Raw genomic sequence first — 26636 nt, 5'->3', positions numbered from 1 at the left:
ATGGCTGTGTATACAATCCCAAATTTTTTGACGATGCTTAGAATCCTGGCGATCCCGGGAATTGTTTGCAGTCTATATGCTCAATCATTTTGGGGAGACTGGATTGCGTTTAGTTTTTATGGGGCTGCGTGTATTACCGATTTCTTTGATGGGTACATTGCGCGCGCTATGCGACAAACATCCATGGTGGGGCGTTTTTTGGATCCCATAGCTGATAAATTATTAGTTAGCACCGTGTTAATTTCTTACGTTGGTTTAGGAAGATTAACAGACTGGAATTTGATCCCTGTTATTTTAATTGTATGTCGTGAAATTTTCATTTCAGGTCTAAGAGAGTTTTTGGCAGATTATCAAATTCGCATGCCGGTCAGTCAATTGGGTAAATGGAAAACAACAACTCAAATGCTGGCGCTTGGGTTTTTAATGGTATATCCTTCTGCGCCCAAAGAATGGATGACCTATGAGATTGGGGTTGCGCTGTTGTGGCTATCAACCCTAATTACACTGTGGTCAGGTGTTGCCTATATGATAAGCGCCCTGCGTCAAACGAGCAGAGCGCATCATTAAATTATGGCTTGCGTGCCATAAGTCTGAATGTTAGATCAATTAAGTTCTCGGCAAGTCCACGAGCCTCACCAGCTGCGAGTGTGCGATCCAATTTTCCATGTGGGCGAATAATCGTTGCCCCATCGCTTGCGGCTTCTCCTTCTGCGTGGATCATAAAGTGAGATCCTTTTTCTATAACTTTAACTGTAATAGTTTTATTATCGTGGGCGCTTTTTAAAGCGGTGATTAGGACTCTTGCTAATGTTCGCCACTTTGTTCGACCGCGTTCTTTTAGTTTTGATAGTATTTCTCTACGCAGGGCTGCTTTTTCCTCTGAAAAAGTTTCTGTGGAGGCGGTTATCGCGACCGTGGCAGTTTGTGCTTTGCCTTTTTTAGAAGCCTCCCCTTTTTTAGAAACTGCAGGTTCTGCTGCTTTGTGAAGATCTTCCGCCACCCTGCGAGAAATTGCAGCTTGTTCTGCAAGAATCTGCTCTTCATACAGTAAATCAATGTGTGTGGCTATGGTGCCAAGGGGGGTAGCGCCTGCTGCAGCTGCGCCTGAGGAGGCTTCTGTTTCTGGTTGCTCGACATATTCTGATGCCTGTAAATACCCAGCAATAAAGGCTTCTTCAATTGGGGCGGGTTCTCCCCTAGCGACGGCTTCCATAAGCTCCCCTAGAAACACGGCTTCAAATTCTTTGTCTTCAGTTGGGGTTGCGGGCAGTGTAAGAAAAGCACTAAGGCTTGTGGGTGTTGATCCAGTTCTGAAAACGCCAGATCCTAATAAGTTTAAAACTATTGGGTGTTTAGAGGAGGTTCTTATTGTTATGGGCGAGGTAACAAAGCTATCTCTTAATCCGTTTTCTCGAATAAATTTAAACGTGACACCATCGTTTGTATGGACATCTATCCCGGGGGTCGTTATAAGTTTTCCATCAACAAACACCATAGATCGTTGTAAACCATCTTCCCAATCTCCATAAGGAGTAGAAGATGAATATATCATCTTTTTTAGATCGCCCTGAAATGGAACCGGGACTATTCCCGAGATGTCTTTCAACCATGCAATTTTAAGAGCGTCGCTGCTTCCATAAGGTTGTGTTAGGGCAGCTCTTGCATCTTTGGCAAGGTCGCCAGTTTTCGCTTGAGCTAACTCTAGCAGGCGCATAACCATTATCTGAAATCTTAAAAAATGAGAATGAGTAAAGCGATGATAATGTTCCATTGCTTCGGGGCGAGAAGCAGCGCGATCTGCAAAATGGGGCGTCGGGGTCTTGAGGCTATCTAATTCTTGTGTAAACGAACAGTAACCGAGTGCGACTATTTGCCCAAGAGTGTCGATAGCCGCGTTTTGTATACGCACTTGATCGATTCTCTTTAGTCTTGAAAACTCTGGTTTAAACGGGGCGCAAAATGCCCCAAAGCCTACTGCTGGAAAATCTGTGTCACAGTGTCTCCTTAAGAAGGTTTCAAGTTGCTCTAACGTTGACGGCGTGACATGAGTTGCGTGGTCTGCTGCTGCGGGCGCAGTTAATGCTGTATCATTTAAAGCTGCAGCTGCTGCGGCGTGGTTTGTCGCAATGAAGCTTGATGACGCAAGCAGAGAGAGTGTTATTATTTTTTTCACGGTAGACGTTCCTATTTATTTACGTTTTGTTATATAAGGGCGGCTGGCAAGATTGTCAACTTTGTTTATAGGTAAACAACGACTCCTATGTTAATTGAAAAAAAGTTAGCATCATAAGCCTGATCAGGGATGTCTTTAATTTTAAATGAAGTATTAGGTTCATACACCCCCTCTGCGCGTACTGCGGTGCCAACGCCAAGCGCATATTCAAATCCAGCACCCATAAGTGTAGACCATGTTCCATCGGTGGGTTCAAAGATTTTTTCAATAGCGTTTTTGATTTTAGCGGAACTGCTTTGAATGCCGTATATGCCATATAACAATAGATTTTCGCTGGGGCGAATTCCGGCTTTTAAGTATCCACCAAATTGTGGAGCCGCATCAACGGATCCTTTGTTGACGTCCTCAGATTTCACAAAAAAACTATAACGTCCAAAGGCTTCTGCGCCCACAAAAATGATATCCAGAAAGCTTTTTCCAATACCTGCGTACAGTTTTCCATTGGCACCCAGTTGCTTAAATCCATCTGTGACAGATCTTTCTTTGAGTGATGCTAGGTTTCCGCCGATGCTTGCGCCCAGGGAAACGCCATCGAATTTTCCAGCGTAAGGAGACGTTGATACTAATATTAAACAGAGGGTAGCAAAAAAAGATTTCATGATTTAAATCCTTGATAAAGCTTGATACGTAATCACAGCTAAAGTATATGCCAACCCATTCATGATTACAAATTGATAAAATGCGATTTTCCATGATCCAGTTTCTTTTGCGGTAACCGCGGTTGTTGAGCTGCACTGCAAAGCAAACATAAAAAAGACTAACAGGGCAAGAATCGATGCGGTTGAAAACAGAGGGCTTCCATCTTTTTTTTCGGCATCCCACAGGGCTTCAAACGTGCTGGTTCCGGTGGTTTCTGTTAGATCTTTTCCTAGCAATAACGTAATAGACGATGCAAAGACTTCCCGTGCGGCAAAGCTGGTTAATAGCGCTGTTCCCACTCTCCAGTCAGCGCCCATCGGCGTAAAAGCAGGCTCAATCCATTGACCCACTTTTGCAGCATAACTGTGGGACAGGCGATCGGCGTGGTCTGTATTTGTATAGTTTGGAAATGTCGTTGCTGCCCAAATTACTAAACTGAGACCCAAGATAATGGGACCTGCGCTTTTGAAAAAGACAAAGACTCGATTTGCCGCAGATCGTATAATTACACGAATGGACGGCCATTTATAGGGGGGGAGTTCCATCATAAAGTAAGAGGTTGTGTCTGTCGGTAAGAACTTGTTTATTATTCCCGCGGCAACAACCCCCAAGAACATATTAATAAAATAACAGCTGGCAAAGGCCAGTCCCGCCGCCAAGGGTGAGTGACCACGAAACAAAAATGATATGCACATTGCATACATTGGAACCCGCGCAGAACACATCATAAACGGAACGACCAGAATTGTAATGAGGCGTTCTTTTTTTGATTCAATTGTACGGCTGAGTAAAATTGCGGGGATTGCGCAGCTAAAACCCGACAACAACGATACAAACGATTTGCCATGTAACCCAAACTTTTGCAGTATGGGGTCTAGAATTACTGCCGCGCGGGCAAGATACCCACTTTCCTGAATGAACAGAATGATCGCAAATAATAAAAATATTTGAGGTGCAAATACTAACAGAGCTTCAAGACCAAGAACACCACCTGAGATTAGCGATGCGAACAAGGGATATTGCATTGAGAATTGCAGTTGTTGAATCAGCCCAATACAGGAATCGATCGCAGATTCAATCATATCGCTGACAGGTTGTGCAATATAAAATACGGCGCTGAAGATTAATATCATTGCAATAAGCGCAACCACAAAACCCAATCCAGGGTGTAAAAACAGTCGATCTAAATCACGCACATTCGATACTTGCTTTTGAGGTGGGGCAAGCTTAGGTGGTGCAGTCATCTGCAGATCAACATTTTCAATGGCGTAGATTAATGTTTTTAGTGCAAGAGGTTGGGCGCTGTCGACAAACGAAATACCATGCGCTTCGTGTAGGTCATGAAGATTGGCAGCACTGTCCTGAACGTGCGTACAATACGCCACACATTTAAAGCCTTCGTTACGAAGCTTGGATAACAATTGTATGCGGTGTTCGGCAAAGCGGCAGTCAACTACAAAAATGATGAGTGAGCTTTTATGCTTATCCAATACGGTGCGCACCTCTAATTCTTCAGGAGAGTTTCCATTAATCCCGTATATTCCCGGGGTGTCAATAACCGTAACATTCGAAGAAAAACTTTTTTTTAATGGGGCGAGATGTGTAGTTGCCGTTGAGCCTGGATAATTCATTACCTCGCCAGACGATCCGGTTAACGCATTAAACAGAGATGTTTTTCCAGAGTTAGGCGCCCCAATCAATACCCATTTTATTTTAGCGTTAGGCATTTCATTTCTCTTTTTCGAAGGGCAATGAGTCGCCCTTGGGTTTCAATAACGATAGGACCATTTAAAGGTTGGATATGTTTTATCTTAATAAAGGTATTTATGCCAAGCCCCATATTGTGGAATCGATCGACCTTATCAGAGCAGATATCTATAATACAATAAGTATGATTTATTAAAAGCGACATAAGTTAAAAGTATTTAAAAACATGACATATCACATATCATATACTATCTTGTATGTGGAATAAAAACATTTCATTTTTCCTACAAATCACCCTCTTTGGTTGCGATTAACTTGCAAATCTATTATCATGCGGGTTAAGCAATTAAATTTACAGAAGTTTCATGTTATTAAGATTTTTATCGTTCCTGCACATATTAATGTTTTTTCAGATATTAACGTTTTCCGTTTCTGCAAAACTAACGCCGGCTGTGGACACAGAGGGTCGCCAATTCTTTGTGATTGATGGCGACACAGATACGATCCTGTTTGAACATAATGCAGACTTGCGCATGTATCCATCGTCAATGACAAAAGTTCTAACAGCATATATTATCTTTGAAGAAATCACAGCGGGCAAGATCTCATTGAATACACAGTTTGAGATCAGTCGTAAGGCGTCAAAAACAGCGGGAACAAAAATGTACTTACCCGAGGGTAAGACAGTTAGCGTAGAAGATTTAATTCAAGGAATCTTTGTAGCTTCTGGAAACGATGCGTGCGTGTGTGCTGCCGAAAATATTTCAGGTAGCGAAGAAGCCTTTGCAGTAAGAATGAACCAAAAACTTGCAGAGTTCGGATGTAAGGATTCTCACTTTGTAAATACATCAGGATTGCCAGACGAAAATCATTATTCAACATGCCGTGATTTGTATAAAATTGCAAAACGTTTATATGCTGATTTTTCGCAGTATAAGCGTTTTTTTGCGCAACAAGAATTCACCTATGGAAAAGGGACTCACAAAAATTTGAATCGCTTATATAAAACATTTGAAGGTGCTGATGGTCTAAAAACAGGACACACCCAGGGTGGTGGATATGGTGTAATTACATCGGCATTCGTGAATGGTCAGCGAATTTTTTCTATCCTTAATGGGTGTAAAACCATGGTGGAGCGCAATCGCGTCAGCGAGACATTATTGCGATGGGCATATGGATCATTTCATCAAGTAACCGTATTACAAAAAGATCAAATAATCGCAAGGCTTGATACATGGATGGCAGACCATCCACAAGTACCCGTTGGGCTTAAGAGCGATGTGATACTTACTCTTCCAAAAGGGGGCAGCCAAGGTGTTACCTCAGAATTAGTGTTTCAGGGTCCGCTTGAGCCCCCAGTTGCGAGTGGAGACAAAGTGGGAGAGCTGGTATTAACATTGCCTGATCAAAAGACTAAAATGATTTATCCTGTTTATGCACAAACGACGGTGGCTAAAGCTGGGTTTTTAAGGCGTCTCCCAATCATCGTTCAGTACTTGTTATTTGGTAAAAACGCACAATGAGCAAGGGTGTGTTTATTACCCTGGAAGGTGGAGAAGGTGCCGGGAAAAGCACTCTTGCACAAACGTTGGTCACTTTCCTGCGGACTAAAAATATCCCGGTAATCTTAACCCGTGAACCGGGTGGCACAAAAGAGGCAGAAGCCATTCGTTCGTTAGTCGTCTCTGGCGATAAGGATCGATTTGATTCCATTACAGAGGCATTGCTGTTCAATGCGGCAAGACGACACCACCTAAAACATAGCATTCTGCCTGCTTTGGAAAATGGTGCGTGGGTGATATGTGATCGCTTTGTTGATTCAACATTTGTTTATCAAGGATATGTGCAGGGCGTTGATTTAGATTTCTTAAAAAACTTACACCATGATGTGTGCGATAATATTTTTCCCGACTTAACTTTCTTGTTAGATGTTCCTGTAGACATCGGGTTATATCGCGCGACCAGACGCCAGAATAATAGCGACGAAACACGATTTGAGCAAAAAGGACATGAATTTCATGAAACTGTGCGAAGCGCATTTCTAGCGTTGGCGCAACAGCATCCGACACGGTATCGTGTATTAGACAGCACTCTGTCTGAGGCTGATCTTGCTAATGCTGCAATAGCTTATTTAAATAGTTTGTTGCAGCAGCATAGCTAAGCAATATCAAAATCAAAATAAGTATTTGGAAATGGTTCGTCTTTCAACGTAAAGTGCCACCACTCTTTATCATAATTTACAAATCCGGATGATTCCATAATGGATAAAAGTAGATGTCTGTTAGTTTTGGCAGATGCAGAAATGTCTTCTGATATCGTATGTGATGCAGACCCAAAAAAATCAAACTCTGTGCCCATATCAAGTTCTTCTTTCGTGGTTGGGTTTATAAGGGTTACATCAACGGCAGCACCTCTGGTGTGTGTTGATCTAAGGGCAATATATCCCAGATCGAACAAAGTGTCTTTATCAATGTCGGGATAAAACCGCTCTTTGTTTTGAATGTCTGTATTAAGAGACCATTGTACAATATCTTCCACGGCCTTTAGTGGGCGATACGCTTCAAAAACAATCAGTGAATAACCTGCTTTCGTGGCTTTTTCTTGGGCGAGAATAAGTGCATCCCTAACCGCATTTGATACGATACATTTATTTGTCGTGTATCCTGCAATAGGGCGACCCATAAAATTATTGTGTGTTGCATAACGAATGTCGAACGGAATGTTTTCTAAAGAACAAAAGCCAATAGGAATCATGTTTGTTTTCCTGATTATTGCCTAACGAAAGATAAAATAATATCAGTTACTTTACAAGAAAAGAGTTCTTAAATTGAATCATTTGAGCCAATTCTATAGGGGTAAACGGAATAAGAGGAGAAGAAATATGTGGGCTGTGACCAAAATATGAAAGAGGCAGTCCAGAGTATATCGAAAGCCCCATGACATTCCCAAACCTGCGACACATATCAATCTTTGTAACGATTAGATATGAAGGGTTTAATGTTTTGAATACTTTAATCATGTCTTGGGCTTCTTGCATATCAAGACCAGCAGGCATTACCAGAACGATAATGGCCGCAGCGTGAGATAGCATTTCTTTTGCAAACGCAATTTGGTTGTCGTCATATGGATTTAGCCCCGTTGTGTCAAGCAACACCAGACCATTGTGGGTTGTTATATGTTCGGACAATTCTTCTTTTGTATCAGCTTTTTCAAAAGGTATGGCTAGGGCATTTGTAAAGGACGTTAATTGAGCAATAGCTCCGGCTTTTTCAGCATCCAAGGTGATGACAATGGGGTTTAAATCCAGCACCGTTGCCTCAATTGCTAATTTTGCAATACAGGCGGTTTTCCCAGCGCCAGGTGGACCAATTAAAGCTATTGGACACGACTTTGAGACGCCCGCGCCATCTTTAAGGTTTTCTAAATCAAACGGATTAAAATGAAGAATTTGATCTAATGAGGCGGCCAAACATTCAGAAGGTTCTGGAATTTTATGTTCCAGGCTGCGAATTAAATCTTTAATTTGTTTTTTTGTTAACTCACCAAGACCGTGCTCGTCTAATGACTCATATATCCGATCGAATGATTTTCGACCCGTATCAAAATCAGATTCAATGGCGGCAGTAATGTGAAACAATCCACGCTCTTCAATACTGGATACGATGATAGCATCTTCCCCCAACTCTTTTCGAACCCGGTTCATGGCCTGTGTAAATGTTGTCGCTGTAAATTTATGTAGCTTCATAGTGCCGATACCTTTTTAAATTTCTCCAAGAGTTTCTATGGAAACCTTATGATGAATTTCATTTTGAGATAAGACAGGGGTTCGGGGACCCAGTTTATCAATTACAGTCTGCACAAAGGGGCGAATATTTGAAGATGTTACAATTACAGGGTGGTGGATTGCGACGTCTGATCGATTAAGCAAATCATTTGATTTTTTTATAAATTTTTGTAATTGCGATGGAGCCATCGCCAGCTCTCGTGCTGAATTATAATCCCCCACAATGCTGGATGCAAACTCGCTTTCCCACTCAGACGATAACATTACCACATTTAATACATTGTTTTGTGCAAACGAATGAGTAATCTGTCGACCTAACCTTGATCTTACGAATTCAGTTAATGCGGTAATACTTTTAGCCCCCAATCCTGATTCAGAAACGGCCTCTAAAATAGTGGGCAAATCGCGAATTGATATTTTTTCATCTAATAAATTTTGCAAAATACGCTGTATGGTTCCCATTGACACTTGAGATGGTACCATATCATTTACAAGCTTGCGATGGCTTTCGTTCAATCCATCAATCAGTTTTTGAACATCTGCAAATGTTATGAGCTCTGAAATGTTTTCTTTAACCAATTCAATCATGTGTGTTGTAATGACGGTTGCAGGATCAACAACGGTAAAACCTTTGTGTTCAGCGGCGTCTTTTTGCGAGCCCGCAATCCATTTTGCTGGCAATCCAAAGGCGGGCTCTGTTGTGACTTCTCCTGGGAATGGAATATCTTCGCCATTGGGGCTCATTGCTAAATATTTATCAGGACACACTTTTCCTGAGCCTGCTTCAATTTCTTTAATCTTAATTGAATAATGATTATCTTCAAGATCCATATTGTCTTGCATACGAACCGCGGGCAGAACAAATCCTAATTCAATACCCAGTTGTTCGCGAATATTTTTTATTTGATCTGTAATTTTCACGCCATCATTGCGATTTAATAAAGGCAGTAAGTTATAACTTAATTCAATGCGCACCATGTCTATGCCAGAAATAGACTCTTTTCCAGGAAGTTGAGAGGCAGTCGATGTTGCTGAATCTGCTTTCTTTGAAGGTGCTGTTGCCGTATCTTTTTGAGCTTGTATTTTTTCATAGGAAAACCAGGCTAAGCCGCTGACAGCCGTTGCAATGATCGCAAATGGAAAGAATGGAATTCCGGGGATTAAAGCAAAGACGAATAATAAAAAGCTGCAAATTCCTAAAGCGGTTGGGTGAGCACTTAATTGTTGAAAAAGTGCTTTATCCGCAGACCCTTGAGTGCTGCCTTTTGAAACAATCATACCGGCCGCAACAGAAACAATTAGACCTGGAATTTGAGATACCAGACCGTCTCCGACAGTTAAGAAGGTATAAGATGCCGCGGCGTCGGATAGGCTAATCCCTTGTTGAAGAACACCGATTAAGATGCCCCCAATGATGTTGATAAATGTGATCAGTAACCCAGCAACAGCATCTCCGCGTACGAATTTTGCCGCACCATCCATGGCTCCATAGAAATTAGATTCGTCTTCAACCATTTTTCGACGCACTTTTGCTTGTTGATCTGTAAGGGCTCCTGCCGCAAGATCTGCATCGATAGCCATTTGTTTTCCAGGTAGCGCATCTAAACTAAAACGAGCGGATACTTCTGCGATACGACCAGAACCTTTCGTGATAACCATAAAGTTAATGATCAACAGAATGGAAAAAATGATAAGACCAATTACAAAGTTTCCTCCCATAATAAAGCGTCCAAAGGCATAAATAATATGACCCGCAGCTGCAGGTCCCTCATGACCATTGGATAGAATTAGCCGGGTAGACGCAACATTTAAAGACAGTCGAAAAATAGTTGCGACCAATAATACCATTGGAAATGAGTTAAACTCCAGAGGCTGTTCAATAAATAAAGCCGTTACCAGAATAATGATTGAAAGGGTTATAGATAAAGCAAGGGCAATATCCAGCAGCCACGTTGGCATGGGCAGTATTAAAATTACTAACACAGCGATTAGTGCAAACGTAAAGATAATATCCCCTCGACGAACGAGTATTGATGGGTTTAATGCCGCAAACAACCTTTCCATAAAACTTAATCTCCAATGTGAATGTTGTGTTCAGTTTTGTATAGGTTAAGTTTGTTTCTTAATGTTCTAAGTGATATGCCTAAAATATTAGCAGCATGGGTGCGGTTTCCTAAACAGTGATCCAGGGTTCCCATAATCAGGGTTTTTTCTACCTCTGCAACTGTTTGACCAACCAATGTTGAAGATTGTACTCGAATGGGTGAGTCGCTGGCATTTTGTGGGTGTAAAGACTTTATCCCTTTAGGAAAAATCACACTTGGAGTGATTTCCAAACCAGTCGCCATTAATACGGCGCGATGCATCGTGTTTTCAAGTTCCCTAACGTTTCCTGGCCAGCTGTGCATCTGCATTTGTTTTAACGCCTCTTCAGAAAGAGGGCGGACAGGTACACCGTTGACCTTTGCATACTTTTCAATAAAGTGAGCAGCCAAAAACGCAACATCTAGGGGTCGATTTCGCAAAGGGGGCATTTCGATGTTAATGACATTAAGGCGGAAATATAAATCTTCGCGAAACTTTCCTTCTTTTACATATTGCCACAAATCTCGGTTGCTGGTTGCAAGAATGCGAATATTTACTTTCACAGGTCTGGACGCGCCAACAGGATCAATAACCCGTTCTTGAATAGCGCGCAATAATTTAGCTTGTAAATGTAGGTGCATTTCGCTGATTTCATCAAGCAATAAAGTGCCGTTGTTGGCTTCTTCAAATTTACCAATACGCTTTGCTACGGCGCCTGTAAACGCTCCTTTTTCATGACCAAAAAGTTCGGATTCCAATAAGTTCTCTGGAATAGCCGCGCAATTTACGCTGATAAAATTTTCTTTAGATCGATTGCTAGATTTATGAACTAGTCTAGAAATAACTTCTTTACCTGTTCCGGATTCGCCTGTAATTAACACGCTGGCATCGCTGGTGGAAACTTGCTGAGCCATGCGGATGACATCTTCCATCGCGGGGTCTTTATACATTAACGCTTGATTATCATCACAGACAGCCTCTAAAACGGCGGCGATTAATTCTGCATCGGGTGGCAGCGGGATATATTCATTTGCACCATGACGAATAGCTTGTGCTGCTTTTTCTTGGTTATTTTCACCCACACCACAGCCAACAAGGGGTACGTTAAAACGCTCCGCTTTTAATGCTTGAATCATTTTATCGATGGGCATGTTTACGTCCATCATAATCAGATCAGCCCCTTTTCCTGCGCGCAATGCAATCAAAGCAGATTCTATACTGTCGGCATGCCCAACTTTTGCACCTTTGTTCATAGCTATTTTGCTGGCTTCAACTAAATCGCTACTCATTTTTCCGATAATTAATAAGCGCATTTTTTATACCCTACTTTAAAATTTTAATTACTTCTGTCATCGTGATGGCAAGCTTATCATCAACCGAGACAACCTCACCTTTTGCAATCAACCGATTGTTTACGTAAATATCAACGGGATCTCCGATACGACGTTCTAATTCGACAATTGAGCCTCGTGTTAATTTTAGTAAATCGCTAACCGGCATTTTTGCAGATCCTAAAACAGCTGAAACAACCACTGGAACATCATAAACCGCTTCTATGGGGCGACCAGATTCAAGTTCGTTCTTTGTCGAGGTGTTTGTGGTAGAGTTTGTTGTTTCTATAGGGGTGTTTTTTTCTTCCATTTTTATTTCCTATTCGGGCGTTGATTCATTGTTTACTTCAAATAAAAGCGCGGAGAGATCATTAATAATATTGTTAAGTCGCTTTTCTATATACCCACTTTCCCAGCTAATCAAACAGTCTGTAAGCTCAAAATCTTCTGAGGGCTTAACAGAAATTTGAAGCTTTAACGAAAGCTTAGATATTATTTGGCTGCACGCATTCTTTATCCCGTCTAACCTATCAGGATGAACTGTAATAAGAAGCTCTGGTAAATCTTTTAGTTGTGCAATTTGAGAGTGTATAAAGGTCGTAATTTCTTTTTCTCCAGCTTGAACTGAATAAGCAGGAAACGTTTTCCTGAACAGAGCAAGGGTTAAACTTAAAATTAAATTACATATTTTGGCATGCAATGCATTTTGTTCTTCTATGGATTTTTCTACTGAAAGTTGTAGGTTATATAATAGTTCTCGTTGTAGTGTTTCTTGACGATGTGTGGCTTCAAGAATAGCATCGTTTCTTCCCGTTTGAAATCCAGTGGCGGTGGCCTCTTCTTTTGCTTTATTGAATTGCTCCTCTGTCAGCATATACGTTTTGCCGTTTCTTAAGTTGCTATCATAAATATTTTTTAACTGCGTCATGTTGCTCACTCATAGTCTCCTAGTCTACGTATTTTTCATCTTCTTGATCAGAGACAATGCGCGCAGTAATAATTTCCTTTTCGATTAATTCTTTTACTTGAGAAATTACCATGCTTTGGGCATCATCGACCTCTTTTAATCGTATACGACCTAATGATTCTATTTCTTCTTTTAAAAGGTTTCCTGCACGTTCGGACATGTTTTTGAAGAATAACGTTTTGATGGCGCCCGACGCTCCTTTTAAAGCAAGGGCCAGTTTTGTTTTGTCGACTACGCGAATAACTTCCTGAATACCCTTGTCATCAATGCGCACCATATCTTCAAAGGTGAACATTAATTCTTTAACACGTTCAGCATCTTCGGGAAGCGATTGCTCCAAAAAAGTTCTAAATTTTTCCTCAGAATCGCGATCAAACAAGTTAAAAATATCTGCAACAACTTGGTGCGCATCTCGTTTATTGGTTTTGGAAACGTTATTCATAAATTGAGAACGTAATGTTTTTTCTAAATCGTTTAGCACTTCTTTTGAGACCATGTCCAATTTTAATACGCGAATCATCACGTCTTGTGATAAAGACTTTGGAAGAAGCTTAAAAATAGCGGCCGCTTTCCCCGGACTAATCTTTGTTAAAATTACAGCAATGGTTTGAGGATGTTCTGTTTGCAAAAAAGTAACCAGGAAATCATTATCTACCGATTCCAATTTTTCCCATAAGTTTTTACCAATAGGTCCAACGATATCTGCCATAAGGGTTGCTACTTTGTCTGGGGGAAGTATTTGTGATAATAATTTTTCTGTTTTTTCAACGCTACCTACAACTGATCCAGTTCCAGAGGACACATTTTTTTGAAAGTCCACATAAATGTATTCAATAGTTTTGGCTTCAATTACACCTAAATTTGCCATTTCTCTAGAAAGTGTTTGTAATTCTTCGGGGTCTAAAAAAGAAATAATCTTTGCAACTTTGTCTTCCTCTAAAGAAAGCATAAATGCTGCTGCTTTTTGAGGTCCCTTTAAAACTTGAGGTATGTTTTCTTGTGCCATTTTATCCCTCGTTCAACCAAGAATTTACTACTTTTGCCGCTTGTTTTGGATAGTCTTCAAGTAAAGAGTGAATGGTATTAACGGTGTCTGATTGGACTAATCCCGAAACGTTTTTTAATTGAATTGCTTCTGGGGGTTTTCGTTTTTGATCAGCTGCTAAAATGTCAGCCTCTATCTCTTTCTGTCGTAATGAAGGTTTTATAGACTGCATCACTAACATAAGATTTTTAAAGAAAGGCTTAATGATACTGAATGTTAAAAACAAACCAACACTCAAAAAGGCCAGGATTTCTAACAATCTAAAGAAATCGTTTTTTGTAAAGCCAAACAGCCAATCATAGGCAGAGGCTGCCTCGGGTGTTTCCATGGCAAACGGCATATGTACCACTTGTATTTCATCACCACGTGTAGCTTGAAAACCGATGGCGGATTTTACAACTGTTTTGATGGTTTCCAGTTCTTCTGCCGATCTGGGTTGGTATTTTTCTTCTTTGCCCTCTTGGGTGCGAATACCATCGACCATTACAGCAATACTTAAGCGTTTAATATCGCCACTTTCTTTTACATATTGACGAACTGTTTTTGAAATCTCATAGTTAATGATTTCTTGATTTCGTGTGGATTTGTTTTGAGCCACGGGTGCTGGCGCACCTTTTGCGGCACCTTGAGGGCTTGGGACTGCATTTTTAAGTGTAATAGGCTGATTCTCTGTTTGAGCTTCTTGGCTAATATCGCTAACAACCTGAGATGATCGAACTACTTGAGTTGCCGGGTCATATAGTTCTGAACTTTCAGTGATTCGATTTAAATCTAAGTCAACAGCAACTTGGGCGCGCACTTTACCATAACCAACTGTTCTTTCGACTAAAGACTCAATCGTGTGGGACAGTTTTTCTTCCAATAAAACGCGGTGATTGTTAATGCCGTTGTTTACTTCTTGCGAGTCTGCACCGTCAGTGCTTTTAGCCAACAGCCTTCCATTGTTATCAATAATTGCAACTCTTGATGCATCCAACCCTGGAACCGCGGCAGCGACTAGGTGTTGGATCGCTTGAATGTTTTGTGGGGATAGAGTATTCGATCCTTTTATTTTAATAACAACAGACGCAGTTGGAACTTTTTGTTCACGTTGAAAGGGCTCACGTTTTGGTATAACTAAATGGACTCTGACCGCAGCGACAGAGTTTAATGATGCTATGGATTTTCCAAGCTCACCTTCTAGTGCGCGAATATAATTTATATCTTGAGTGAACGCTGTTGTGCTAAGAGAATCCCCTTTGTCGAAGATTTCATACCCCACGCCGTCACTTCCAGGCAGACCTTCTTGAGCAAATAGCATGCGTAATCGGGGTGCTTCTGTGGCCGAAACTAGGATTTGACTTCCATCTCCCCTTAATTCATAAGACGTTCCTTGCCCCTCAAGCTTTGTAATAATTTCCCCTGCAGTTTTTGGATCAATATTATTATACAGTGGAACCATAGAAGATGTGGACAGTTTTGAAAAAAGAAACATAAGCATGACAAGGAGTATGACGCTAAACATTGCGGTCAACAACACTCGGGTTTTTCCCATTCGTCGTATTGCTTCTAAAACAGTATCCAATTAAACACCTAAACACCTTATACTAGGTAAAGTTTACCCATAATGATTAAACAAAGAGTTAATAACGGAAAAAATTACCGAGATGTTATTTCGAATAGTCTGGATAGAGTTCGTTGAAAGGGTTGTTTATATTTGTTCCCAATATAAATATCTTTTAAACCAACGTCAGAGTACATAAAAAGGCTGATTTTGGTTTCATATAATAAATCAATCAATTGCATAAAACGGGTAAGACTGTTTTCATCATCATCGTTCATTTGCTTTAAATCAGTAATAATTATTGATTCACATTTTTTTAATATTGAATCGTAATATGCAACACCCACCGGGGACTCACATAATGTATGAAAGCTATACGTACATTCTTTCAAACTTTTTTGTACGCTGCGCTGGAAAAAGTTCGCTACAGAAGTTACTTGTTTGTCCACAAAGACTCTGCGGCAGGTTTCTTTGCCTTTTAGACGATAGTCGGGACCTTTTTCTAAAGAAAAAACCTCTAAATGTTGTAATAAGAATTTTTGAAACTGACGGCAACGTAAATCATTGGGCAGATGAAATTCATCAGGCTGGCGATTGGACGTTGTTATCAAAATTCCGCCCTGTTGAAAAAAATGCTTAAAGAATTGAAATAGAATCATTAGATCGCCCATGTCATTAAGCTGAAATTCATCCAGACACAACATTGCCCCTTTTTTATAAAATTCTTTAGCCAATGACTCCCAGGGCTTTTTTTTATATTTAAGTAAGCTTTCGTGAATCGTTTTAATAAAGATATGATAGTGAAGGCGCTGTTTTGAAATGGTGGTTCTGTCGTAGAACAAATCCATCAAGTATGTTTTTCCACGACCAACATCGCCTACAATATAAAGCCCTTTTTTTTCAGAGTGAAAATATTGATGCCAAAAAGGCTTGTGAAACTGTTCGTGCAAATGATCCAATTTGCTTATAAGAAGACGTTGAGCAGAGTCTTCTTGCAAGTCTCCCTGGTTAATTCGGTTGTAATAAACTGAGCTGACTGGACCAAACATATTGATACTATAAAACACCTTATTTTCTAAGGCTATCAATAAATTATTTACAAATCGTTACTTTTCATTATCAACGTAACCCATTCATCAACAGGTATGGCATCGCTTAATATAAGCCCGTGTTTAGCATAAGTTTCGGCTACCATGTTTTTTTGAATGTCCAAAATTCCAGACAAAATAACGGTGCCATCTTTAGATAATGCATTTTTAACATCGGCAACAATGTCGCACAGAACAGTTGCCAGAATGTTTGCGATAATTAAATTAAAGGGTTGGCGGGATAAAATGATTTCATTTTGAAATCCATTGCCGCTTAAAACATCGATATGGGCAACGTCATTAAGTGCGCAGTTTTCAACAGTTACGCGCACACATTCTGGGTCAATGTCAGATGCGGTAATTTCAGATTTTGACCATAGCTTTGCAGCAGCCATTGCTAAAACTCCAGACCCACAGCCCATATCTAGAATTGAACTAGGCGTATAATCTGTGGATTTTAGCTGTGATAACGCTAATAAACAGCCCCGTGTAGATCCATGATTTCCAGATCCAAACGCTGTTGCTGCATCTATAATTAAAGGCAACAATTGACCGGGGGTTGGATCTTTGATATGCGACCCATAAATATAGAATTGACCAATTTCTAAAGGTGGAAATGATTCTTGATTTTCACGCAGCCAGTCGCGTTGTTCCAGATCAGAAATTTCGGGATCTGTTATTACAATTTTAAAAGCCTCGTATAATTTGCTAATAAATTCAGAGACTTGAATCAAGTTTTCGCGCTCAAACAAAATCTCAATGATCCAAGTGCGAGATGTTTTATCTTCCCACCAGGAATTAGCTAAAGTTATTTGGGACAGAATATCTGTAACAAATATAGCATCTGATTCAGAGCCAACCTTGGCGTTAAATTTTAAAATAAAGTCCATGTTAGTTTTCATTAACACTTGGTTTAAAGCCATCTACGTCTTGAGGTAATGCTCTAATATCAAAGTATACCAATAAAGGACCGGACAAACAAATTGATGAAAATGTACCCACAATAATTCCAATCATAATTGGCAGCGTGTACGTTGCGATCACCTCGCCACCAAATAAGTACAAGAACAAAATAGACAGAACGGTTGTTCCAGATGTAATTGTTGTTCTAGATAACGTTTCGTTCATGCTGCGATTAATAAGTTCTGGTATTTCCATCTTTTTAAACTTGGCCAAATTTTCACGAATGCGGTCATAAATCACGACTGTATCGTTAATAGAATAACCAATGGTAATCAAAATGGCCAAGATAGCCGGCATGTTAAATTCTAAGTTTGTAAACACATAAAAGGCCACAACGTAAAACGCATCGTGGACAAGTGAGAATATAGCGCACACCCCAAATCGCCATTGAAATCGAACGGCAACGTATGCAAGCATAGCAAGTAAACACAAAGCAACAGCAATAACGCCATTACCAAGAAGTTCTTCGCTGGCTTTTGGCCCCACTGTATCAATGCTGCGGTATTCAACGCCCGCACCCAGGGTTTCTTTAATACGAGCTAACGCAGCCATTTGTGCGTTTTCATCACCAGGTTGTTTTTCAACAACCACCATAACATCATTGCCTTTTCCAACCTCTTTAAACGAGACATCACCTAATTTTAGATCTGTAAATTTTTCGCGCAATGAGTGAATCGTCATGCCCTCGGACATTCTCATGTTGATCATGAATCCGCCTTTGAAGTCGATACCCCAGTTAATACCGCGAGCCAGCCCCACAGTCAGCGCGACAATTAATACAAGTGTTGAAATTCCAAAGAAAACAAAACGCTTTCCAATAAAATCAATATTAATATTTTCAGGAACTAATCGAAGACCCATGGTGTGACTCCTTTATATTGTAACGGGTTTATTTTTGCGAAAGTCGATCCATTTCTCAGAGATCAGCCGCGTTAACATGATAGCCGTAAACATAGATACGGAAATACCTAAGCATAGCGTGATCGCGAATCCTCTGATGGGGCCGGTTCCAAACCAGAATAATAGCAAAGCTCCCATAATGGTTGTGATGTTGGCATCAATAATCGTTGCCATGGCTTTGTCGTATCCAAGTGCCAATGCAAGCTGAGGTTTCTTTCCCGCTTTTAATTCTTCGCGAAGACGTTCAAAAATCAACACGTTGGCGTCAACAGCCATACCGATGGTTAATGCGATACCCGCAATACCAGGAAGTGTTAGGGTTGCCTCCATAATGGAAAGACCCGCAAGCAACAAAATGGTGTTAAATAGCAATGCGATATCTGCGATAAGCCCAAAGACCCCATACAAAACTGCCATTGCAATCATGACCGCTGTGATAGATAAAATGGTTGCAAATTGACCCGCTTTAATAGAGTCGGATCCTAAGCTTGGTCCAATGGTTTTTTCTTCCATAATGCTTAGCGTTGCAGGTAATGCACCTGCGCGCATCAAAACAGCCAAGTCATTTGCCGATTGAATGGTAAAGTTTCCAGTGATTTGTCCTTGTCCGTTTGGGATCTCGCTTTGCACGGCTGGTGCGCTTATGATTTTGTTATCTAAAACCATTGCGAATTGTTTTCTGGGATCATCCTTGGGTAGCAGAGCTAATTCACGAGTAACATCAGCGAACTTACGCCCACCCGGACCATCTAGTTGGAATGACACGATTGCTTGGTTGTGCTGTGTATCGTAACCTTGTTGCGCATCAATAAGGTTGTCGCCAGTTAAAACAGGATTTTGAGAAATTACATAATAGGCTGTTGGTATACCGTCCAGTCCTTCATCTTCAGCTATAAGCCTTGTTCCAGGAGTCGCTCTGTAATTTTGAGCCTGAACGTTGTTAATACGAGCCTCCACTTTGTGAAAGGTTAGTTTTGCAGTTTTGTTGATCAGACCTTTTACGCGTTCGGGATCTTTTAATCCTGGTAATTGAACGACGATTCGATCGGTGCCCTGTGCGGTGACTTCGGGTTCTGTTGTTCCCAATTGATCCACGCGGCGGCTAATGATGCTAATGGATTGATTAATAATAGATTGACGCAATGTCAATAAGTCGTGGGGGCGCAATTGAGTTGTTAGGCGTTTTCCATCAACGCGTGTTATCATGTTGGGCAGCTTGTTCAGCTCGGCTTCGGCTTTAGCAGCATCTTGGTCGTTTAGCACCTCAAACACAACGGAGGGGCTTTCGCCTTTAACAATTGTTAGATTTGAAAAGCTAATTTTTTTCTGACGCAGCAAAATGCGAACCTCATCAGCATATCCAGCAAATCGATCTTGAACTGCGCTGGACATATCGACTTGAAGTTGAAGGTAAGACCCGCCTTGTAAATCTAAACCAAGACGCATTTGCGATGTTCTTAGAAACTCAGGAAGTTCGGCAAGTTGATCTTCTGATAAAAAATTGGGAATCATAAAGAGTGTGCCTAAAAAACACACTCCATAAACTATTAAATTTTTCCATTTTTGACGACCGGACATTCGGAACACTCCTGAGTTTTATACTATTTATTCTTCTGATTTTTTTGGCGCTGGGCGTCGGTTACCACCTGCGCGACCCCTGTTCATGGGCGATCGTACGCGCGGCTTTTGAGCTTGAGCTTGCTCATCGGCAGGTTCTGACTTATCAGCCGCCTTTGCCTTTTCTTGGGTGGGCTTTGCTTGGGGTGGTTGCGTCATCGCTTTTGCTTTGTTTGCAGAATCGACAAGGCCAACAATTGCAGATCTTAATACGCGAACAGGTTGACCGGCGCGATTAAAATCAACGTGAATTTCTTTTTCTTCAAGCTTTACAACGCGTCCAATAAGACCGCCTGTTGTTGCAACAGTATCCCCAATTTTAATTGAAGACTGCATGTTTTGTTGATCTTTCATTCGCTTGTTTTGTGGGCGAATAATTAAAAAGTACATAACACCAAATACAAGAACGATGGGTAAAAGCATTTGTAAGCTGCTGCTTGCTGAGGTGCCAGCTGTTTGAGCGGCAAGAGAATTTAAAAACATAGAATAAGCTCCGAAATAAAAAACTACAAAGATTCTAGCGGGTTTTCATACTAATGGCAATGTTAATTACTTTGTGTATGGCAGAGATCCAATAATTTGATACGGATTATAAAAAACAACGCTACGACAGTTAGAGATTTATAGCGCTTCGCGCAAAACTCTGGGGCGCGCTGCAGAGAAGGAAAGCATATAATGTACAGAAGTACGTTATGGGGTTTCCCCATAGAGACACGACAAAATAGTCATCAAATGTTTCGAATTATGTGTCGCTTTGTGTGGATACCGAAATATCGCACAAAATTTGAAGAACCATATCGAGAGATGTTGAAGAAGATCATCGGAAAGATAGGGTATGATTACAATATAGAAATAGTGGAGCTAGAAATATCCGAAGATCATATACATATGGTCGTTCGATCAGAGCCCAGGATCTCACCCTCAGATACTATGCACATCGTAAAGAGTCTAGCGGCACGAGAATTTTTTAATACTATCATGACATAAAGAAGCGCTGTTTTTGAGGGGGGAAACTGTGGACGCAAAGTTAGTTTATAGAAACGACTGGAAATGCAAACGAAGAGACAATAAGAGCTTACGTTCAGAATCAACTTAAGGTGATGGATCGGTTAGAAAGCGGTTCTAAACAAATTAACCTTTTTTGAAACTCGGTCGCTTGCCGCCGAGTAGTTCATCGAGTACCCCCATTGAGTCCTGCATCACGCTAATGGATGCAACGTCACGCTGGCAGCATCATGCCTCACTCACGAGTTTCGTTATTTGAAATCCGTGTCCAAACACATCGGATCTTACCTAAGGAGTTCTGGGATCCTCCTTGGCAACTGCAGGTTGGCGCGCTGCGAATTAATAAAGATTAACAATTAGTTAACGCGATTTTTTTACCACCCCCCGCCCTAGTCACCCTCAGTGACCTTCGGGTGGGGGGACAAAACCCACTCCCTAAATCGAGACTAAATAGACGAAGCGATCCGTCTTTTCTTCACGAAACGGTGGGCAAAAAATAGCAATGAATGAGTCCTCAAGAACAAACATATACCTAAATTATTAACAAACTCTTGACGAACTGAAGATTTTTACAACATGCTGTTGCACCCATTAGGTTGTATCCGATTCGCGCAGACACGCGTTATAAGCAACAACACATTACCTCGTATGCCTCACCCAACATACCACCGCTGTATCATGCTCTCATTTGCGTCGACCTCTGCCTTTATGCGGCTCAAGCAAATCGCAATGCGATTTGATAGCGGCAATCGCCGCTCTGGCGCGTAAAGCGCCCTTGAGCCGCCAACGTGACGCTAGACCCGTTAAGCAATACGGCTTGGAAAAATTACAATCCGTGTCAGATCACATCGGATCTGACCTAATGGATGCAAACTCAGTTTGCTCTTGACAGTCCAAACTTTTTATGTATACTAATAACTAGAATTGCGAAGAGGCTACCCAAAAACCGGGTAGCCTTTTTTCGTTCTACGTCCCAAAAGTATTTCAGCCAAAGGATCTCTAAAAAGATCCTTGACGAGCTTTGGTTGAAAGACTCAAAGGACACATGCCGAATCGAATCCCCAGTACAGGCGCTCAACTACCCGATCAGTAGACACAGCCCTGTAAACAACCCCTAGAGCCGACGGGCTCGTAAAACACCGACTTTGTATTTTATACTAAAGTCCGCCTTTCCCCATTCGTGTAAGAAATGGGGTTCTTTTTGCACGTGCGGGTTACTGGGGATTCACTCGGTTTTAAACAATAAACTAAATAACTTAAACACTTTAACAACGGATCGCAGCGCCTTGAATTGACATTCTGCGGCGCATCGATCAAACAAGGAACTAAAACACTACCAAACTCAAAAACATCTCAAATTCATTTTTCAACCCCAATGATCCTGCGCCCGAAATGGGTCAAAGGTGGGTCAAAAATCTCATGTCTCAAACCACACTCAATCCAACTCAAAGAATCAAATCCTCCCCATTCTCAACGACGATAATCCGTGTCCAAACACACCAATCTAACCTAACATGTCCATCGCCAGGCTGCCTCATTTACAGTGAACTTATACATATCAAAAATCTTTCTTGGAAAATGTTTATAAATATTGTATATAAGAGAAATGTCTTATGGCGGAGTAGCTCAGTTGGTTAGAGCGGCGGAATCATAATCCGTGTGTCGGGGGTTCAAATCCCTCCTCCGCTACCACTTCTCTCTTTATTTATTTCTAATTTTGTGTCATAAAAAGATGAAAAAAATTAAAGGATAAATTATGTCTAGCAACTATACATTTTCGATGATTAAACCAAATGCAACAGCTAAAAACATTACTGGTAAAGTGAATGCATATTTTGAAGCTGCTGGCTTTAAAATCGTTGCACAACGTCGCGTGCGCTTAACTTTAGCGCAAGCACAAAAATTTTATGAAGTTCATAAAGAGCGTTCATTTTATGGCGAACTGTGCGAATTTTTAGCTTCAGGTCCTGTGGTTGCGCAAGTTCTAAAAGGACCAAATGCAGTTTTGAAAGCGCGCGAAATTATGGGCGATACAAACCCAGAAAAGGCCGCAGAAGGAACGATTCGTCGTGATTTAGGTGATTCAATTGGCGAAAACACAATTCACGGATCTGATTCTGATGAAAATGCAGCTAACGAAATTGCATTTTTCTTTAACCAATTAGATATCTGCGAATAGTCTTTTTATCTGTGTCGATGCTAAAGCCCCCCGCATGGGGGCTTTTTTATTTGGGTCAGATAATGGAAACAAACGTTAAGGTTGCGTTTTTAAATCTTTGTCCAATTTGTCAAAAATCTTAATAAAAAATTTACAAATTCTTGTTACTCTTTGTTTTATGTATGTGGCAACTTTCTGATTGTTCAATGAAAAGATGCCCAAATATCAATCATATAAGCGAGAGAAATTATGAAATCTTTAAAAGCAAAATGGATAATGTTATCAAGCGTGTTTTTGTTATCTTCCTTTGAAGTTGCGGGCGCAGAAGTTGCTAAAAACCCAGCAGAGGAAAAATATAAAGCATTGCTAATCGCGGGTAATTATGACGAATTATCAACCTTTTTGGGGCAAATGGCAGATCGCATGAAAAAGCAATTGGCTGCAGCTAAAAAAGTTGAAAGCGATTTGAAAGATGACGAATTCGCAGATGAAATGGAAGTAAGAACAGCTCATGATGATGCTGTTAACAAGCAGTTTGCCTTGAAGTTTTGGAGCGATCGTCTAGCTGCGGTTGGATCATTACGCGATGCAGCAGATGAAGATAAGAAGCAAATTGAGCAAATTAATACTGTATTGCCAAGGGTTGTGGAGTTAGTAAAAGCTGCAATTGAAAAAAGCCATGAAGGAAACAGTGCGTATGCGGATTTAGCGACGTATGTAAAAGAAAACGGGGCGTTTTTAAAAAGTATTGATGGAGTAAAAGATTCAGTTCCAGAAATAACGTTTGAAAAAGCCATTAAGCAAGTATTGCAAGACAATAAAGTAGGTAAATTTCAAAAAGCTATAGAAGCTTATTTAGTAGATCTTGAACAAAAAGCAAAAGATAATGAAGCTGCTGGCAAGGGTAAAGCAGCTGCAGTGGAGCGTAGCTCTAATTCTAAGCTAGCCAAGGGACCGGGTGGTAGCAAAGGCGCGGCTAAGCGAAAAGCTGCTGCTGTAAAACCGGTGGATGATTCTTCTACAGAGGGTCCTTCAGATTCAGATGACAGCGAAGAATAATATAGTCTACGATTTTTACAAAGCCTCCATATGGGGGCTTTTTTCATAATTTGCTTTTCTTTTTAAAAGGCGGTAAATTATCCGATAGTATAAAAGGGTGCAAGATGTCGGATATTATTTTAGATTCAAAAGCTGATCAATTGGCAGATGTAAGGGCGCAACGTTTTAGTACGGGGCGTGCAACGGTTGAGGCATTAGAAGAAATCCTCTATGAACCCATTAAAGTTTTAGACCATGGGTTTGTTCGTATAGTTGACTATATGGGCGATGATGGTGCAGTTGTGCAGGCTGCGCGCGTTTCATATGGAAAAGGCACTAAAAAGGTCAACCAAGATCAAGGGTTGATCAATTATTTAATGCGCCACCGACATACGACTCCCTTTGAAATGTGCGATATAAAGCTACACATAAAATTACCTATTTTTGTAGCGCGTCAGTGGATTCGTCATCGTACGGCCAGTGTGAATGAATATTCTGCACGGTATTCAATTTTAGATAAAGAATTTTATATCCCAGAACCTCAGCATTTGGCAGCGCAGTCAGAAGTAAACAACCAAGGGCGTGGAAACGTATTAGTTGGTGCAGAGGCTGAGCATGTTTTAACGTTGTTAAAGCAAGATTCGGTACAGGCATATAGCCATTATCAAGACATGTTAAATCTAGATGAAAATGGTCAGATTCTTGATGAAAACAGATCTGGTTTAGCCAGAGAGCTGGCGCGCATGGAATTGCCAGTGAATTATTATACTCAGTGGTATTGGAAGATTAACTTGCATAACCTGATGCATTTCTTGTCGTTAAGGGCAGATTCGCATGCTCAGTATGAGATCAGAGTTTATGCAGAGGCAATGTTGGATATTATGCGTCGTTGGGTTCCATTGACGTATCATGCGTTTACTGAATATCGTCAACAGGGGGCTCATTTGTCTAAGACAGGACTTCAAGCAGTACGCAGAATGATTAAGGGCGAAATCGTAACCCAAGAAAACAGCGGATTGACTTCTCGCGAATGGGGTGAGCTAATAAAAATCTTAGAAACTGAGTAAAAAGGTGTATTTTAACTTTTCGTAAACTTTTTGGTATATACTGATGGTAGATCAAAACAATAGGAAGCACATGGCCAATAGAACAAAGTTGTTTGAAGATGGTGGCCGAATTTTCTTTCAAGGAAGCGATCCAGGTACCGTTGTTCATTTTTTCAAAGATGATGCGCTGATTAAGGGTGAGTCTCTTACTATCAATGGTAAGGGTGCTATTAACAATCAGCTGTCAGAACGTTTACATCAAACTCTTCAGGATTTGGGTGTTTTAAGCACATTTATGCGCCGATTAAACATGCGGGAACAATTGCATTCCGTGGGTGAAATAGTGCCAGTCCGAATCAAAATTCACAACTATACTGATTTAGATGTAAACCAAGATTATGGCGTGGATATGGGGACAAAGCTTCCCTACCCTATCTTAGAATTTGTAGGGCCCACTCAACACAAAATGGATAAGCTGATTACCCCAGAATTGGCAGAGGCATTTGGGTGGATCAGCAGCTATGAAATTGAAGATTTAAAAGTATTAAGTCGAAAGATCAATGATGTTGTTTTCGGATTTTTTAGAGGCATTGATTATGATTTGATTGATATCACATTAGACTTTGCCAGGATTTACAAAGATGAGTTTTCGGATCCTATGTTGTTGTTCGCTGGGGAATTAACGCCAGAGACCTGCTCATTAAGATCAAGACATACCCTGCAAATTACTGAAAATTCTGTTGAAAATTTAACTCAATTCTATCAAGATATGGCCAGATTATCAGGTATTATTAAGGAAGCTGACTAATGGCGGTTGCACAGGATAAGTTATACTCTTTATTAAAAGAGTCATTTGCAGATGCTGAGGTTATAATCCAAGACCTTGCGGGGGATGGTGATCATTATGCTGTGACCGTCAAAAGCCCTGCGTTTAAAGGGATGACGCGCGTTCAACAACACAAAATGGTTTACGATGCGTTACAGGGGGCTATGGCGGCAGAGCTGCATGCGTTAGCAATTAAAACAGAAGTACTTTAGGAATTATCGATGTTAGACATTCAATCAAAAATTAAAGAATTAGTTGAAACAAATGATGTTGTTTTGTTTATGAAGGGAACGCCAGAATTTCCCCAGTGTGGATTTTCCAGCACGGTTGTGCAAATACTCAATCATTTAGGTGTTAAGTGCTTAGGCATTAATATCCTTGAAGATCAAGACATGCGCCAAGGGATTAAGGATTACACAAATTGGCCAACCCTTCCCCAGCTGTATATCAAAGGCGAGTTCATTGGCGGCTGTGACATTGTTAAAGAAATGTTTCAAGCAGGTGAATTACAAACAATGTTGGCTGAAAAGCAAATAGTATAAATATTTTTCTTAAGTCTCTTGAATTTATAATATTTCATCACTATATTCTGCTTAAGTAATCTATCTTGAGCAGATCGTGTCATTTATCAGGCTAAACAATTCTATAACATTATTTAGAT

At 40.7% G+C, this 26636-nt stretch carries 27 protein-coding genes and 1 tRNA gene; 11 read left to right on the top strand and 17 right to left on the bottom strand.

From position 1 onward, the window contains the following. The gene (pgsA, locus tag CPBP_RS04215; protein ID WP_350331617.1) at nt 1-567 is read left to right on the top strand and encodes a CDP-diacylglycerol--glycerol-3-phosphate 3-phosphatidyltransferase; all 567 of its coding nucleotides are present in this window, start codon (nt 1-3) and stop codon (nt 565-567) included. 1 nt (nt 568) lies between these two features. Here the strand turns inward: pgsA and CPBP_RS04210 are convergent, their stop codons facing one another. The 4 genes from CPBP_RS04210 to CPBP_RS04195 all read right to left on the bottom strand — a co-directional run bounded on the left by CPBP_RS04210 (nt 569) and on the right by CPBP_RS04195 (nt 4712). Beyond that, entirely contained in the window at nt 569-2173 is a 1605-nt protein-coding gene (locus tag CPBP_RS04210) for a hypothetical protein (RefSeq protein ID WP_350331616.1), read from the bottom strand. 65 nt (nt 2174-2238) lie between these two features. Continuing rightward, entirely contained in the window at nt 2239-2832 is a 594-nt protein-coding gene (locus CPBP_RS04205; RefSeq protein WP_350331615.1) for an outer membrane beta-barrel protein, read from the bottom strand. 3 nt (nt 2833-2835) lie between these two features. Beyond that, nucleotides 2836-4599, bottom strand: a complete 1764-nt coding sequence (gene feoB / locus CPBP_RS04200; RefSeq protein WP_350331614.1) for a ferrous iron transporter B — start codon at nt 4597-4599, stop codon at nt 2836-2838. Further along, nucleotides 4581-4712: a FeoA domain-containing protein gene (locus tag CPBP_RS04195; protein ID WP_350331613.1), complete on the bottom strand. Its 132-nt coding sequence runs from the start codon at nt 4710-4712 to the stop codon at nt 4581-4583. The genes feoB and CPBP_RS04195 overlap by 19 nt, the downstream gene beginning before the upstream one ends. A gap of 232 nt (nt 4713-4944) precedes the next feature. On the opposite strand from CPBP_RS04195, the gene CPBP_RS04190 reads away from it, so the two are divergent. Both CPBP_RS04190 and tmk read left to right on the top strand, forming a co-directional pair. Then, nucleotides 4945-6102, top strand: coding sequence for a D-alanyl-D-alanine carboxypeptidase family protein (locus CPBP_RS04190; RefSeq protein ID WP_350331612.1), 1158 nt, complete (start codon nt 4945-4947; stop codon nt 6100-6102). A gap of 8 nt (nt 6103-6110) precedes the next feature. Continuing rightward, nucleotides 6111-6740 (top strand): dTMP kinase, encoded by a 630-nt coding sequence (gene tmk, locus CPBP_RS04185; protein WP_350331611.1) that lies wholly within the window; start codon nt 6111-6113, stop codon nt 6738-6740. Here tmk and CPBP_RS04180 read toward each other — a convergent pair. The 13 genes from CPBP_RS04180 to yajC form a co-directional block, all read right to left on the bottom strand. Further along, nucleotides 6737-7333: a M15 family metallopeptidase gene (locus tag CPBP_RS04180; protein ID WP_350331610.1), complete on the bottom strand. Its 597-nt coding sequence runs from the start codon at nt 7331-7333 to the stop codon at nt 6737-6739. The genes tmk and CPBP_RS04180 overlap by 4 nt on opposite strands. Nucleotides 7334-7379: 46 nt before the next feature. Then, nucleotides 7380-8324 (bottom strand): flagellar biosynthesis protein FlhF, encoded by a 945-nt coding sequence (locus CPBP_RS04175; protein WP_350331609.1) that lies wholly within the window; start codon nt 8322-8324, stop codon nt 7380-7382. 15 nt (nt 8325-8339) lie between these two features. Further along, nucleotides 8340-10427 carry a flagellar biosynthesis protein FlhA gene (gene flhA, locus CPBP_RS04170; protein WP_350331608.1) on the bottom strand — a complete coding sequence of 696 codons (2088 nt, stop codon included), beginning with the start codon at nt 10425-10427 and terminating at the stop codon, nt 8340-8342. Nucleotides 10428-10432: 5 nt separating this feature from the next. After that, nucleotides 10433-11761, bottom strand: a complete 1329-nt coding sequence (locus CPBP_RS04165; RefSeq protein WP_350331607.1) for a sigma-54-dependent transcriptional regulator — start codon at nt 11759-11761, stop codon at nt 10433-10435. Between the two features lie 10 nt (nt 11762-11771). After that, nucleotides 11772-12089 carry a flagellar motor switch protein FliN gene (fliN, locus tag CPBP_RS04160; protein ID WP_350331606.1) on the bottom strand — a complete coding sequence of 106 codons (318 nt, stop codon included), beginning with the start codon at nt 12087-12089 and terminating at the stop codon, nt 11772-11774. A 9-nt stretch (nt 12090-12098) separates the two neighbouring features. After that, the gene (locus CPBP_RS04155) at nt 12099-12707 is read right to left on the bottom strand and encodes a FliH/SctL family protein (protein ID WP_350331605.1); all 609 of its coding nucleotides are present in this window, start codon (nt 12705-12707) and stop codon (nt 12099-12101) included. Between the two features lie 19 nt (nt 12708-12726). After that, a complete protein-coding gene (locus CPBP_RS04150; protein ID WP_350331604.1) occupies nt 12727-13752 on the bottom strand; it encodes a flagellar motor switch protein FliG in 1026 nt (341 codons plus the stop codon). A 1-nt stretch (nt 13753) separates the two neighbouring features. Then, nucleotides 13754-15355, bottom strand: a complete 1602-nt coding sequence (gene fliF / locus CPBP_RS04145) for a flagellar basal-body MS-ring/collar protein FliF (protein WP_350331603.1) — start codon at nt 15353-15355, stop codon at nt 13754-13756. Between the two features lie 74 nt (nt 15356-15429). Beyond that, entirely contained in the window at nt 15430-16383 is a 954-nt protein-coding gene (gene zapE, locus CPBP_RS04140; protein WP_350331602.1) for a cell division protein ZapE, read from the bottom strand. 47 nt (nt 16384-16430) lie between these two features. Continuing rightward, complete coding sequence (locus tag CPBP_RS04135) at nt 16431-17312, bottom strand: 50S ribosomal protein L11 methyltransferase (RefSeq protein WP_350331601.1); 882 nt, start codon at nt 17310-17312, stop codon at nt 16431-16433. 1 nt (nt 17313) lies between these two features. Further along, the gene (gene secF / locus CPBP_RS04130) at nt 17314-18246 is read right to left on the bottom strand and encodes a protein translocase subunit SecF (protein ID WP_350331600.1); all 933 of its coding nucleotides are present in this window, start codon (nt 18244-18246) and stop codon (nt 17314-17316) included. A 12-nt stretch (nt 18247-18258) separates the two neighbouring features. Further along, nucleotides 18259-19863: a protein translocase subunit SecD gene (gene secD / locus CPBP_RS04125; protein ID WP_350331599.1), complete on the bottom strand. Its 1605-nt coding sequence runs from the start codon at nt 19861-19863 to the stop codon at nt 18259-18261. Nucleotides 19864-19890: 27 nt separating this feature from the next. Further along, a complete protein-coding gene (yajC, locus tag CPBP_RS04120) occupies nt 19891-20385 on the bottom strand; it encodes a preprotein translocase subunit YajC (RefSeq protein ID WP_350331598.1) in 495 nt (164 codons plus the stop codon). A gap of 192 nt (nt 20386-20577) precedes the next feature. Between yajC and tnpA the strand changes: the two genes are divergently transcribed. From tnpA to grxD, 8 genes are all read left to right on the top strand, one after another. Continuing rightward, nucleotides 20578-20889: an IS200/IS605 family transposase gene (gene tnpA, locus CPBP_RS04115; protein ID WP_350331597.1), complete on the top strand. Its 312-nt coding sequence runs from the start codon at nt 20578-20580 to the stop codon at nt 20887-20889. Between the two features lie 1633 nt (nt 20890-22522). Next, a tRNA-Met gene (locus tag CPBP_RS04110) sits at nt 22523-22599 on the top strand. 64 nt (nt 22600-22663) lie between these two features. Further along, the gene (gene ndk / locus CPBP_RS04105; protein ID WP_350331596.1) at nt 22664-23086 is read left to right on the top strand and encodes a nucleoside-diphosphate kinase; all 423 of its coding nucleotides are present in this window, start codon (nt 22664-22666) and stop codon (nt 23084-23086) included. 228 nt (nt 23087-23314) lie between these two features. After that, nucleotides 23315-24124: a hypothetical protein gene (locus CPBP_RS04100; RefSeq protein WP_350331595.1), complete on the top strand. Its 810-nt coding sequence runs from the start codon at nt 23315-23317 to the stop codon at nt 24122-24124. Between the two features lie 113 nt (nt 24125-24237). Further along, nucleotides 24238-25170 (top strand): FAD-dependent thymidylate synthase, encoded by a 933-nt coding sequence (thyX, locus tag CPBP_RS04095; protein WP_434057609.1) that lies wholly within the window; start codon nt 24238-24240, stop codon nt 25168-25170. Between the two features lie 70 nt (nt 25171-25240). After that, the gene (locus CPBP_RS04090) at nt 25241-25957 is read left to right on the top strand and encodes a phosphoribosylaminoimidazolesuccinocarboxamide synthase (RefSeq protein ID WP_350331593.1); all 717 of its coding nucleotides are present in this window, start codon (nt 25241-25243) and stop codon (nt 25955-25957) included. Next, the gene (locus CPBP_RS04085) at nt 25957-26187 is read left to right on the top strand and encodes a BolA/IbaG family iron-sulfur metabolism protein (RefSeq protein WP_350331592.1); all 231 of its coding nucleotides are present in this window, start codon (nt 25957-25959) and stop codon (nt 26185-26187) included. Before CPBP_RS04090 ends, CPBP_RS04085 begins: the two co-directional genes overlap by 1 nt. Nucleotides 26188-26196: 9 nt before the next feature. Further along, the gene (gene grxD / locus CPBP_RS04080; protein WP_350331591.1) at nt 26197-26517 is read left to right on the top strand and encodes a Grx4 family monothiol glutaredoxin; all 321 of its coding nucleotides are present in this window, start codon (nt 26197-26199) and stop codon (nt 26515-26517) included. Nucleotides 26518-26636: the final 119 nt, after the last annotated feature.

Origin of the sequence: Candidatus Bodocaedibacter vickermanii (assembly GCF_014896945.1) — a bacterium.
GTDB classification, from domain to species: Bacteria; Pseudomonadota; Alphaproteobacteria; order UBA6184; family UBA6184; genus Bodonicaedibacter; species Bodonicaedibacter vickermanii.
This window is presented reverse-complemented; position numbering and strand designations above follow the sequence as displayed.

Coding starts and splice junctions, on each gene's coding strand:
- CPBP_RS04085 (WP_350331592.1), top strand. CDS start 25,957: ATGGCGGTTGCACAGGATAAGTTATACTCTTTATTAAAAGAGTCATTT.
- CPBP_RS04090 (WP_350331593.1), top strand. CDS start 25,241: ATGGCCAATAGAACAAAGTTGTTTGAAGATGGTGGCCGAATTTTCTTT.
- CPBP_RS04175 (WP_350331609.1), bottom strand. CDS start 8,324: ATGAAGCTACATAAATTTACAGCGACAACATTTACACAGGCCATGAAC.
- CPBP_RS04165 (WP_350331607.1), bottom strand. CDS start 11,761: ATGCGCTTATTAATTATCGGAAAAATGAGTAGCGATTTAGTTGAAGCC.
- fliN (WP_350331606.1), bottom strand. CDS start 12,089: ATGGAAGAAAAAAACACCCCTATAGAAACAACAAACTCTACCACAAAC.
- CPBP_RS04150 (WP_350331604.1), bottom strand. CDS start 13,752: ATGGCACAAGAAAACATACCTCAAGTTTTAAAGGGACCTCAAAAAGCA.
- ndk (WP_350331596.1), top strand. CDS start 22,664: ATGTCTAGCAACTATACATTTTCGATGATTAAACCAAATGCAACAGCT.
- CPBP_RS04180 (WP_350331610.1), bottom strand. CDS start 7,333: ATGATTCCTATTGGCTTTTGTTCTTTAGAAAACATTCCGTTCGACATT.
- CPBP_RS04100 (WP_350331595.1), top strand. CDS start 23,315: ATGAAATCTTTAAAAGCAAAATGGATAATGTTATCAAGCGTGTTTTTG.
- secD (WP_350331599.1), bottom strand. CDS start 19,863: ATGTCCGGTCGTCAAAAATGGAAAAATTTAATAGTTTATGGAGTGTGT.
- yajC (WP_350331598.1), bottom strand. CDS start 20,385: ATGTTTTTAAATTCTCTTGCCGCTCAAACAGCTGGCACCTCAGCAAGC.
- CPBP_RS04190 (WP_350331612.1), top strand. CDS start 4,945: ATGTTATTAAGATTTTTATCGTTCCTGCACATATTAATGTTTTTTCAG.
- CPBP_RS04135 (WP_350331601.1), bottom strand. CDS start 17,312: ATGGACTTTATTTTAAAATTTAACGCCAAGGTTGGCTCTGAATCAGAT.
- CPBP_RS04155 (WP_350331605.1), bottom strand. CDS start 12,707: ATGACGCAGTTAAAAAATATTTATGATAGCAACTTAAGAAACGGCAAA.
- zapE (WP_350331602.1), bottom strand. CDS start 16,383: ATGTTTGGTCCAGTCAGCTCAGTTTATTACAACCGAATTAACCAGGGA.
- pgsA (WP_350331617.1), top strand. CDS start 1: ATGGCTGTGTATACAATCCCAAATTTTTTGACGATGCTTAGAATCCTG.
- secF (WP_350331600.1), bottom strand. CDS start 18,246: ATGGGTCTTCGATTAGTTCCTGAAAATATTAATATTGATTTTATTGGA.
- feoB (WP_350331614.1), bottom strand. CDS start 4,599: ATGCCTAACGCTAAAATAAAATGGGTATTGATTGGGGCGCCTAACTCT.
- tnpA (WP_350331597.1), top strand. CDS start 20,578: ATGTACAGAAGTACGTTATGGGGTTTCCCCATAGAGACACGACAAAAT.
- grxD (WP_350331591.1), top strand. CDS start 26,197: ATGTTAGACATTCAATCAAAAATTAAAGAATTAGTTGAAACAAATGAT.
- flhA (WP_350331608.1), bottom strand. CDS start 10,427: ATGGAAAGGTTGTTTGCGGCATTAAACCCATCAATACTCGTTCGTCGA.
- CPBP_RS04205 (WP_350331615.1), bottom strand. CDS start 2,832: ATGAAATCTTTTTTTGCTACCCTCTGTTTAATATTAGTATCAACGTCT.
- CPBP_RS04195 (WP_350331613.1), bottom strand. CDS start 4,712: ATGGGGCTTGGCATAAATACCTTTATTAAGATAAAACATATCCAACCT.